The organism is Mesorhizobium sp. WSM4820, assembly GCF_055811075.1.
Map to the genome: position 1 here is coordinate 1 of NZ_JBVVQN010000045.1, position 10,621 is coordinate 10,621.

The 10,621-nt window shown below is 55.9% G+C and carries 6 protein-coding genes and 1 pseudogene; 5 read left to right on the plus strand and 2 right to left on the minus strand.

Going from position 1 to position 10,621, the window contains the following annotated elements:
• Together AC0L2R_RS33325 and AC0L2R_RS33330 are read right to left on the minus strand one after the other, a co-directional pair.
• Nucleotides 1-745, minus strand: a 745-nt coding sequence (locus AC0L2R_RS33325) for a winged helix-turn-helix domain-containing protein (protein WP_473514032.1), incomplete at its 3' end; no start/stop codon positions are given.
• Between the two features lie 297 nt (nt 746-1,042).
• Nucleotides 1,043-1,291: a hypothetical protein gene (locus tag AC0L2R_RS33330; RefSeq protein WP_473514034.1), complete on the minus strand. Its 249-nt coding sequence runs from the start codon at nt 1,289-1,291 to the stop codon at nt 1,043-1,045.
• Between the two features lie 781 nt (nt 1,292-2,072).
• Here AC0L2R_RS33330 and AC0L2R_RS33335 point away from each other — a divergent pair.
• The 5 genes and pseudogenes from AC0L2R_RS33335 (at nt 2,073) to AC0L2R_RS33355 (ending at nt 9,987) form a co-directional block, all read left to right on the plus strand.
• Nucleotides 2,073-3,659 (plus strand): adenylate/guanylate cyclase domain-containing protein, encoded by a 1,587-nt coding sequence (locus tag AC0L2R_RS33335; protein ID WP_473514039.1) that lies wholly within the window; start codon nt 2,073-2,075, stop codon nt 3,657-3,659.
• Nucleotides 3,660-4,950: 1,291 nt separating this feature from the next.
• A pseudogene (locus AC0L2R_RS33340) lies at nt 4,951-5,124 on the plus strand (SAM domain-containing protein); the annotation flags it as partial.
• A 9-nt stretch (nt 5,125-5,133) separates the two neighbouring features.
• Nucleotides 5,134-8,346 carry an ATP-binding protein gene (locus tag AC0L2R_RS33345; RefSeq protein ID WP_473514041.1) on the plus strand — a complete coding sequence of 1,071 codons (3,213 nt, stop codon included), beginning with the start codon at nt 5,134-5,136 and terminating at the stop codon, nt 8,344-8,346.
• A 338-nt stretch (nt 8,347-8,684) separates the two neighbouring features.
• A complete protein-coding gene (locus tag AC0L2R_RS33350; RefSeq protein WP_473514035.1) occupies nt 8,685-9,059 on the plus strand; it encodes a hypothetical protein in 375 nt (124 codons plus the stop codon).
• A 67-nt stretch (nt 9,060-9,126) separates the two neighbouring features.
• Nucleotides 9,127-9,987, plus strand: coding sequence for a hypothetical protein (locus AC0L2R_RS33355; protein ID WP_473514037.1), 861 nt, complete (start codon nt 9,127-9,129; stop codon nt 9,985-9,987).
• Nucleotides 9,988-10,621 lie beyond the last annotated feature (634 nt).

A 10,621-nucleotide genomic window follows, 5' to 3' on the forward strand; every position in this document is an offset into this window, starting at 1 on the left:
TGGTGATCAGTTCCTCGGCGATCGCCGCGACTTCGTCGATGAGGTGCTCGCAGCAGTCGAGGACGAGGAGCATCGAGCGATGACTAAGCTTGTTCGCCAGCTCAGCGAGCGGATCGGTCGAGGCGAGCACTAAGCCCGCAGCGGTGGCGATCAGCTCGGTGATCAGCGCTCCATTGGTAATCCCGGAGAAATCGACGAACGCCGTGCCGTCCGAATAACCATCATCCAGGCGTTGAGCAAGAGCGAGCGCTACTGTCGTCTTTCCAATGCCTCCCGGACCGACGAGGGTGAGCAGCCTTTGCTCGGGCAGCTGCCCCTTGAGCTGATCGAGAACCGCCTCTCTCCCGATGATGCGGTTGGCCAGCCGGGGTAGCGGCAGTCGGGCTATCGAGGGTTGCTGGCCATCGGCCCGCGTCGGCGACGCCTTGCGCGTGACCGGCGCCACGAAGCTGTAGCCGCGATTTGGAATGTTCGAGATATATTGCTGCGCCTCGGGGCCCTCGCCGAGAATCTTGCGCAGCGACGTGATGTGGACGCGCAGGTTGTTTTCCTCGACGAACATGTTTCGCCAGACCTGGGAGACGAGCTCGTCTTTGGAAACGACCTCTCCGGCGCGCGACACCAGGACGATGAGGATATCCAAAGCGCGGCTGCCAATCCTCAGCCTTTCGTCGCCCCGCATAAGCAGGCGCTCGGCCGGCACCAGCGTAAACGAACCAAAGGAGAGTGCGGCGCCCGGTGTCACATTCCAAACCTAGTGGGTGCAACGAAGTTTCAGATTTCCACGAGAAGCAGGTCTGTGTGAAGCTATACCTTGCATTCATGACTTGCACGCCTCGGTTCCAACGTTCGCTTCGGCCCCGACTCTGACGGTCGGCAACGCGCCTGACCCCCGCCATTTGCCCACTTGTGGCGGCTTCCTGAAAGCGGACGTTCAAATTAGTTCACGGCTACGTCTAAATCCCTCCGTCCTCGCGGCAGAACGCGACAGTTGGGGACACGGCGCATGTCGATCCCCGACACGACCCTTTTCGGTCGAATTCTAGGGGAGCTGCGCGTCCATGAGGTTCAGGCGGTCGAAGAAGACGCGGTTGCGACGCTTGGCATCGGCAAGAAGCCGGCCGTAGTCGATGACCTCGAAATAGATCCCGAAGGTCCGGTGATAGCCGTAATAGGAGCGCTGGTCCGGCGTAGGCATCGCGTCCGACATCTTCAGCTCGGCGTGCATGCTCGGCGGGATGTCGCAGACGACGTAAGCGAAAGCGGGTGTCTTGTCCCCCGCAACCGACAACGGCCGGCCATTGTCATCCTTGAACTGGCCACCGAATGAGCTGTATCTGTTCGAACACTTGTCTGAGCGGATTGTCGTCGCCGGTGTAGTCGTCCCGCTGCGGTCGTTTGAACTCGATGACGGTGATGCTATTGTGCGATTTTGGAGGGCAAATCTGCCGACCACCTCGATCCGGCGACGGCCCAGGGAACCTTCCGGATCACCGCAAGCGACTTCTTCGCGGAGATGCTGATGCCGCCTCTTGCGGTTGCGTAAGCAGGCACCGCTTGTCAGGGTTCTCTGTCATGGGGATACCCGCGTTGGCGAAGGCCGGTCGTCGTAGACAGGTAGTGATGACCCTACCGGTCTTTTCGGGCGTCTGCCGGGCAGTCGCGGAAAGCGATCTGATGCGCTGGTGGCGCCACAGAGACCTATCAGCTCGAGGATCCTGTGATATCCGCTTCCGGGAAGCGTCAGAGACCATCTCAATGGCCGACATGTAGCGCAAAGCCGCCCGTGGCGTGTGCACCATCGACGTCCGCTTATGCACAGGACTGCCGTGAACGACGAGATGGTGCGCGTTGCTGCCATTCGCAACACCGAGAATGAAGGTCTCGAATGGGTCAGGTCACGACGATGCCCACACCAACTTGAATGGCCGCTGTTGAATATTCGCAGCCCGAAGCTGCCAGTCCGCTGTCAGCCCCCAATCGTGTTCTCACCGAGCCACTGGCGCTGGTAGCGAGCCGCGAATGAAGGTATGGTTCAGGTATTGGATTACGGGTGGGCGGTAACCTGGACAATGGCGGGATTGGGTGAACAGATTGCGCGTGAGCAACGCACCATGGGACCGCTCCTGGTTGCGGCAGTGGTCGTCGGCCTTATAGGTCTGCCCGTCGCAGCCTGGCTCGACCTCCGAGATCTGTCGGAACGCATGCTGCGCACGCAAGCCAGCGAAATCAGCCGGATCATCGACGACATGCGCGGATTCTACGGCAGCGACGTCGTGGGACGGGTCCTGAAAGCAGACGGCGCCGTGACCGCGACGCACAATTACAGGGACGTGCCAGGTGCAATCCCCATCCCAGCAACCCTCTCAATCGAACTCGGCAAGCGCATCAGCGCTCACGACGGGTCCGTCAAATATCGCTTCGTCTCGGACCTACCTTTCAAAGGCCGCGAGCCCCACCAGCTAGACACATTCGAGCGCAACGCAATCTCTGCCTTTCGCGCCAATCCAAGTGAGCCCATCATCGAAGCCTCGGGTTCGCTGCTTGACCGACACGTTCGCGCGGCGGCTCCCGTAGTAATGGGACAGGTCTGCGTCAACTGCCATAACTCGCACCCGGACAGCCCCAAGACAGACTGGAAGGTGGGGGATGTCCGAGGTATCCAGGAGATATCGGTCGCCCAGCCGATCGGGGCGAACGTCCTCTCTTTCAAGTATCTGCTTCTGTATTTCGGCTTCGCAGCTGCGGCGGGTCTGACGTTCATTTTGATGCAGCGTCGGCAGTCCGCCTTGGTTCACGGCATGAACACGGAACTCGCCGAGGCAAACGACTTTCTGGCCGCAATTTCATTGAAGATCGCCAAATATCTCTCGCCTCAAATTTATAAAAGCATCTTCAGCGGCCAAAAGGACGTGACTATCGCGACCGAGCGCAAGAAGCTCACAATCTTTTTCTCAGATATCAAAGATTTCACCGCGATCGCGGAACGGCTCCAGCCTGAGGACCTCACGGCACTCCTCAACGAGTACTTCACCGAGATGTCAATGATCGCGCTCAAGCACGAGGCTACGGTCGACAAGTTCATCGGCGACGCACTTCTTGTGTTCTTCGGAGACCCCGAGACAAAGGGTGTCGAGGAGGACGCGAGGGCATGCTTGCGCATGGCTGTCGACATGCAGCGCCGGCTAGAGCAGCTGAACAGGTTGTGGCGTGATCGAGGAATTGAGCAGCCGTTCCGAGCTCGCATGGGCATCAACACGGGCTATTGCAATGTCGGCAACTTCGGCTCCGATGATCGCATGGACTACACGATCATCGGGGCCGAAGCGAACTTGGCGGCCCGCCTGCAATCGATTGCCGAACCTGGCGGCATCTGCCTTAGCTATGAGACCTATGCGCTCGTGCGCGACCTTGTCCGAGCGCGTCCGTTGGCGCCGATCGCCATGAAGGGGATCAGTCGGGAGGTTGTCCCCTATGAAGTCGAGGGCCTCCTTGGTGAACTGGCACAGCGCCCTCAGGTCATCAGCGAGCACGCGACTGGCCTCGACCTGTTCGTCGATGTCGAAGCGATCGACGAGAACGGGGTCGAACGGGCAAAGAAACGTCTTTCGGAGGCGCTCCTGGCCTTAACCGCCCGAAGCAAGCCCGCTACTTTTTAGCAGGGTCCTTGAACGTCCGGTTCTGCCGCTACAGAGCCGTTTCGGAAACGCACCCTCGACCCGAAGCAGACTCCCGTAGTGGAGCCATGGATGACCGCTTCGCGCCGATCTCGGCCGTTCGAGGCGCCTTTGCCACTGCCCAAAAGCAGACGTTACCACGGAAAGCTGTAGGTCGACGTTGCGCCATTTCGCGACATTCATGGCGCATCTCAAAAGCTGCCCTTCGCGCAACGGCTCGACTCGACCCCTTCTCTGCCCTTCCTTCTGAGCAGCCACACGGCAATCCCCGACCCAACCGTGACCTTCGCGTGGAGGCTGCCAAAGGGCGGGTTGGGTGATGAAAGCCGTCAGAAGGAACCAAACGTTGCGAGCGTTTGCTACGACCTCGATCGTGATCAAGGTCTCTCGCCCGAAAGTCCATTCCATTACACATGGCGTTCGTCCAATTCCGCTCACGGAGACCGCCATGCGCATTATCGCGTTTCTCATGGCCATGATTGTTGTCATCGCGTCGCAAGCCGCTATGCGGCGAAGACCGTTGGATTCAAAGAGATAACCCTGCCGGATACAGACACAGCAGGCCGCTACACGTCACCATCTGGTACCCGACAGACTACGACGGACCACAAACTGTCGTGGTAGAAAATCCCGCCGTTGTCGGCCTATCTGTGGCTAAGGATGCCAAACCATGGGACCGGCCGCCACCCCTGGTGGTATTGTCGCATGGCTATGGTGGCAGTTGGCGAAACTTCAGCTGGCTTGCCGGCGAGCATGTTCAAAACGGCTGCCCTGTGGCTGCCCCTGCGCGATATTTCGCGCGAAACCACGCGGGGACACAAGCATTGTGAAGGATATCTTGTCCGCTTCACATTCCTGGGATCAGGCTCGTGAATCCAGTTTCGCCCTCAGGTGGCTGATCCACCAGTGTCGGGATTAGCGGGGGAATGAACTCGAGCCGGGACGCGGCAACGGAACGCCAACTCATCGCCCGTCGAATCTAATGATCATTCGTATTTTGGGAGTCACTACAATGGGGGAACCGCCTTCGGGAGGAGGTTCATGCAGCGGCAGTTGGATTTTGGCGACTACTCTATTTGACGCGCGCACTTTGACGCGCGCACCGCGCAGACGGTCCTGGGAGGAGGTCGCGCTTTCAAAGAAATCGCTTTCATGACATATTCCTTCCAAGAGAGTGAGCCAATTCCAATGCAAAGGAATGCAGTTAGATTTTTGGATCTAAAACCCCGACAAACGTAGTGATGAACTGCGATAAAGAGCAAGGGCCTCGGCAGTGACGCGAACAACCACAGACGTAGCCGAGTGGTTGAGAATACAGGGCCTAGGTCAGTACGCTCAAACGTTCGCCGAAAACAACATCGAATACGCCGTACTTCCGGATCTGACCGAGAATGACCTCCAAAACCTGGGAGTCTCTCTAGGTCACCGCAAGAAGCTGCTAAGGGCGCTTGAAGCAATGACCGCGCGCCAGGCGAGCGGCACACCAACAGAGATCTTTGAGCATGTTGCGATGGAGCCAACCTCTCCAGTGCAACATCGCGAAGCCGAACTTCGGCATATCACAGTAGTGATTTGGGATTTGGTGGGATCTACAGCGCTATCTGAGACGCTGGATCCTGAAGATCTTAAGATAGTTCTGGACACTTATCGCGAGCTATGCAGCGCGGCAATCAGGCGGTTCGAAGGCCGAGTTGCCGGGTATGTCGGCGATGGTGTGGTGGGATTTTTCGGATGGCCCCGCGCACATGAGGATGATGCCGTTCGAGCGGTGCACGCCGCGCTGGAAACTCTCACTGGAGTGATCAAGATTTCTGGGCCAACTAATCTCGCATTGCGGGTGGGCGTCAGTTCGGGTCCAGTAGTCGTTGGTGAAATGGGAAGCTATGATCCGACGAGATCGACCGATGCTGTGGGCGAGACACCGAACATTGCGGCGCGTCTACAGACACTTGCGCCGCCCAACGCTGTACTCATCTCGGAATCGACGAAACGTCTCGTATCGTCGGCCTTCGATCTTCAAGACCTTGGTCTGAAGGAAATCAAAGGCGCAACCAAGCCCATCCACGTCTATCAAGTTCTCCGCGCGAAGAATATCGTAAGCCGATTTGACGCGGCGCATGGAGACGCACTTACTCCACTTATCGGACGTTCAACTGAATTGAACTTGATGCTCGACAGGTGGCAGAAAGCTAAAGAGGGTGACGGACAAGTCGTTCTACTCGCAGGTATTCCTGGGGTGGGAAAATCACGTCTACTCCATGAGCTGAAATCGAGGATTCAGCACGAACCGCACTTCTTGTTGAGCTATCAGTGCTCGCCATATCACATCCAGAGCGCGCTATATCCTGTCATAGAGCAAATTGAAAACACGGCGCATCTGAGAGATTACGACTCTGATGCTGACAAGCTGGATAGCCTCAAGACTTACTTTACCTCCTCGAGCAATAATACGGTAGAGCCGGCTATACTGATCGCTAACTTATTGTCAATTGTCACCGAGAAATCCAATAAACTGTCTCAGCTTACGCCACAGCAGATAAAGAACAGTACAGTAAGTGCGCTGGTCGACAAGGTCTTGGTGTTGGCTTCTCAGCGTCCTACGCTGTGTATTTTCGAGGATGCGCACTGGATAGACCCCTCGACCCTTGAGCTGCTTGAGGTGGCAATAAGCCAAATCGATCACGCTCGTGTCCTGCTTATTGTGTCGTGCCGGCCCGATTTCCGGCCCGCGTGGTTAGCTCATGCAAACGTAACCATGCACTCGCTCACTCGATTGTCACGGACCGAGGTGGTGGGAATGGTCGGGGATCTCCTGAGGGGTGGGGTTTTGCCTAAACAGGTTCTCGACCAGATCATCGAAAAGGCAGATGGCGTACCGTTGTACATAGAAGAACTCACAAGCAGCATCCTAGGAGCACCGGAACGACGACTCGGAGAAAACGATTTCGAACGAGCTGCACAATCAGAGCTCAAAGTTCCGGAGACGCTGCACGATGCATTGCTGGAGCGGCTCGATCGCGTTGCATTTGATCGCGTTGCGCAGGTTCGGACGTTGGCTCATGTTGCGGCGGTGATTGGGCGGGAGTTTTCCCGTGATCTGTTGTCAGCAGCATCACGCATTGACGAAAACACCATACACTTGGCCCTCTCATTGCTCGAGGAGGCTGACATCATCCATCGCGTCAGCATTTCACCCTTCGATCGTTTTGCCTTTAAGCATGCTCTGTTACGTGATGCGATTTACAACTCCCTACTAAAGAGCAAGAGACGACAAATCCATACGGATATTGCTACGCTTTTGTCGACGGATTTTCGCGAGCTGGTCGAAAATCAACCCGAGATATTAGCCTACCACTACAGTGAGGCAGAAAACCGAGAGTTGGCCATGCGTTGCTGGTACAAGTCCGGTCAACGCGCCGTCGCACGCTCCGCCAACGTCGAGGCGATTGCTCATTTTCGAAAGGCATTAGAGTCGATAAGCGCCTTGCCGGATACGCCCGAACGTACAAATCAAGAGATCGAGATCCAGTTGGCACTGGGTATACCGCTCATCGCTGTTCGAGGATATGCTGCCACGGAAACTCGCGAGGCGTTTGCGCGGGCTCGTACCTTATGCCTCAAGCTAGGTAATCCGCCCGAGTATTTCCAAGCGCTATTCGGGTTGTGGGGACATTCATGGATGGGTGGCAAGAACGACGAAGCATTGATTATGGCTGATGAGTTCCTGTCCAGATCAATAGTGGCGACTGATACTGCTTTATTGACCGTTGCCCATCGGATCATGGGAAGCACGCTATTAACCGTTGGCGAGTTCCTATCGGCGAGGCAACACTTTGAGCAGTCAATCGCGCTTTCTAACCGTAAGGGAAAACAGTCATTACGCAGACTTTACATGGTAGAACCTCGTGTTGCGTCACTATTACTCCTATCATGGGACTTGTGGTTTCTAGGTTATCCGGATCAATCTCTGTCGCGCGTTTCGGAAGGGCGTACCCTGGCTCAAGATCTTACCGACCCATACTCCATAGCATTCGCTCATTACATGGCGTCTGTCGTGCATCTGCTGCGCGGGGAGCCCGATTGCGCCTTTGAAAGCGCTGATCAAAGCCACAAAATGTCACAAGAACAACGGTTCTCGCTATACATAATTTTGTCGAGCATTTCTCGAGCCCGCGCAGTTGGGGCACTAGGTCAGCTCAGGGAGGCCCAGAACGGAATAAAGCTCGGAATAAACGAAGCGCGCAGTAACGGCGTCGGCTACATGCTTCCAATGATGTACGGCTGGTTAGCTGAAGTGTATGCCGAGTCTGGTGAGTTGGAAACTGCGCGATCAATCGTTGAGAAGACATTGGCTGATACCAACGCGGTGACGGGCCGATCATGGGAATCTGAACTGCACCGTCAAAGAGCTCAAATTCTTTTGGCGATGGACCCAACAAGAGTCGGCGAAGCAGAATCATACTTTAGAGCGGCTATTGACCTAGCGAGTCGTCAAGGGGCAAAGTCGTTGGAATTGCGAGCCGCCACGAGCCTAGCAGAGCTTTGGCGGACGCAAGACCGGTTTGATGAGGCACGGGAGTTGCTAGGACCTATTTATCGTTGGTTCAAGGAAGGAACTGGCACTGCAGACCTAAGGCATGCGCGCGCCGTTGAGGTCACCCTACAGTAATTTCGTGGTCACTAGCTGAAGGGTGAATCGCATTGAAGCAGACTCGCGCGAATTCCAGCCACTGGAGGCTAAAGCAGCTACGAAAGCCATCAGGCCGTTGAAGTGGTCCCTGGAGCTGTTTGTGCACACGACTTCTTGGTTAGCATCACTGACTCTGCGAAGGATAAATGCGTTAAGTTTGCCGCATCTCGGGTTATCGAGGGTACCCCAAACTGTCGCCCCTCGCCCGTCTTGATGAAGTTACCATTTGGCGTTAACCTAGCGGAATTAGGTGCTCCGACGCAGCTTGCGTCCGGCATCTTGTCGCGCCAACCTGACACAATTCATGAGGTGCCGCTATGCCCCTAACCGAAAAGAATGATCAAGGGCAGGACGTTCCCGCAACACCCATATTCTATCACCCGAATGAAATATTGGCCCAAATGATCGCGGAGGCCTGGGTCAATCAAAGTTATAGGGAAAAATTACTAAATGACCCCAAAGAACTTTTTAAGCAAGCTGGCCTTTATGTGGATAATCCTAAGGTCGTGACAGAGCAAGAGTTCAGAGACCAAGATCACAACAAAGATACCAACACCCTGTTCGTGTTGCCTGACACGCCGGAGGAGGTGGTGTCCCTGTCCCTGTCTCTGTCCCTACCCGGTAGTTCCAGCCGGGACAGTCTCTTGAACACGGCTCGTGTCAAAATGGCTTATACAATTTGTGGAATTTGATCCAACGCGTTTTATAGCTGCTTATAGCCCCTGATTGTTGGTGTTCACTCAAGATTTGGAGGAACCGATGGCGTTTCCAGTAACTGAATGGGCGGATGTTCGGGGTGGCACGGTAATAATTGCTCGGGAGGGGGGGGTATGGTTCCGGTCACTTGACAATCTTGAAGGAGTTCCTCCCTTCACCAAGCCCATGACGTGCGGAGGCACTCGGCACAGCACGGTTGGATTACTTGATGGGGCTATCAATCTTGGATTTGCGCGAGCTGACAATCAGCCAGCAAAGGCAAACCCGAGCCTAATTCGTTACACTTATAGTCTGATAGGCGCTTACTATACATCCAGAGATACGCCTCGAAACCTCAGACAGGCCGCTGAGCGATTCGAAGAGCTCGGGAGAATAGAAGTCGCCAGATATCTCGAGATACGCGCTCGGGAGGAAACTGGTCACGAGCGGCTTGCACTTAAAGATCTCGCCGCTTTGGGGCTACCGGCTGAGCGACTGGTAGGGAATCTTATCCCGGTCGGCGTCAAGCCGCTGTGCGATCTTTTCGATAACTTCTGCTCTCTCGAATATCCAATCGAATCCATCGGTTACTCGTACTGTTCCGAACGTATCGCCGCCCTAAAGCCCCAGGCTGAGGTTGATGCGGTGAAATTGCTATCTCCCAATGGAGTTGATGCCTCGCGATTTTTAAGAAGCCACAGCAGTCTCGGCAGCGAGGTCTCGCACGTGGAAGAAACAATGGAGTTCGTAGCAGGACTTCCTGCAAGCGACCGTATCAGGATAGTTCAGGCGACCTACGAAACCGCACTGCTCATGGCCGAAAGACGTTGTCTTGAGAGTATTAAGTCCGAGGTTGAGATTGCTGAGGAATTAGAGGAAGCGGCAGGAAGGAAACTGAACCTGTTTCAATACGGTGCAAGTTGACCTCCGCTGAACGCGTCTCTCAGCTTATGTGATGTTCACAAGCTGCTGTTAAACTCGACTGTTCCATGGCGGCATCGGCCAGTTCGCCATAACCCAGCTTACGGCCATCGGAGTCTAGAACGACGCCCCTTAGTGTGCAATGTGGATATGTTCAGGTTCCAGGGTTCCAGCGCGCGGCCGCTGTCAGGCGGGGTAGCGCATGCTGCGGAGGGAGCTTGGGATTCCGCAGGCACGGTACCCTGCCGCGTCCGTCGGCGCGAAGCATGAAAGCATTCTACACCGGATTGAACCCGGGAGACGGCCTGGAAGGATTGCGCTGACACAGGTCGATAGCCAGCTTACTCCACCCTGGGATGTCGCGATGGTGAAGGTTCGAGCCTTTGCGACAATACTCGGGAAGGTCTTCAACGGGTCTGAGTGCTGATTGCGCCCGACGTCCGCTTTCGGGAAGGAAATCCGGCGCGGCAAGGTCCGGATTGGGTCAGATCACGACGATGCCCACATCAACCTGAATGTCCGATCTTGAATATTCGCAGCCCAAAGCTGCCGGTCTGCTCTCGTGAAGAGTTTCGGGCGCCGGCAGGCGTACGAAAGTCCCCGAGGAAGGAACCCGCGGGCCACAGGCGATGGCTAT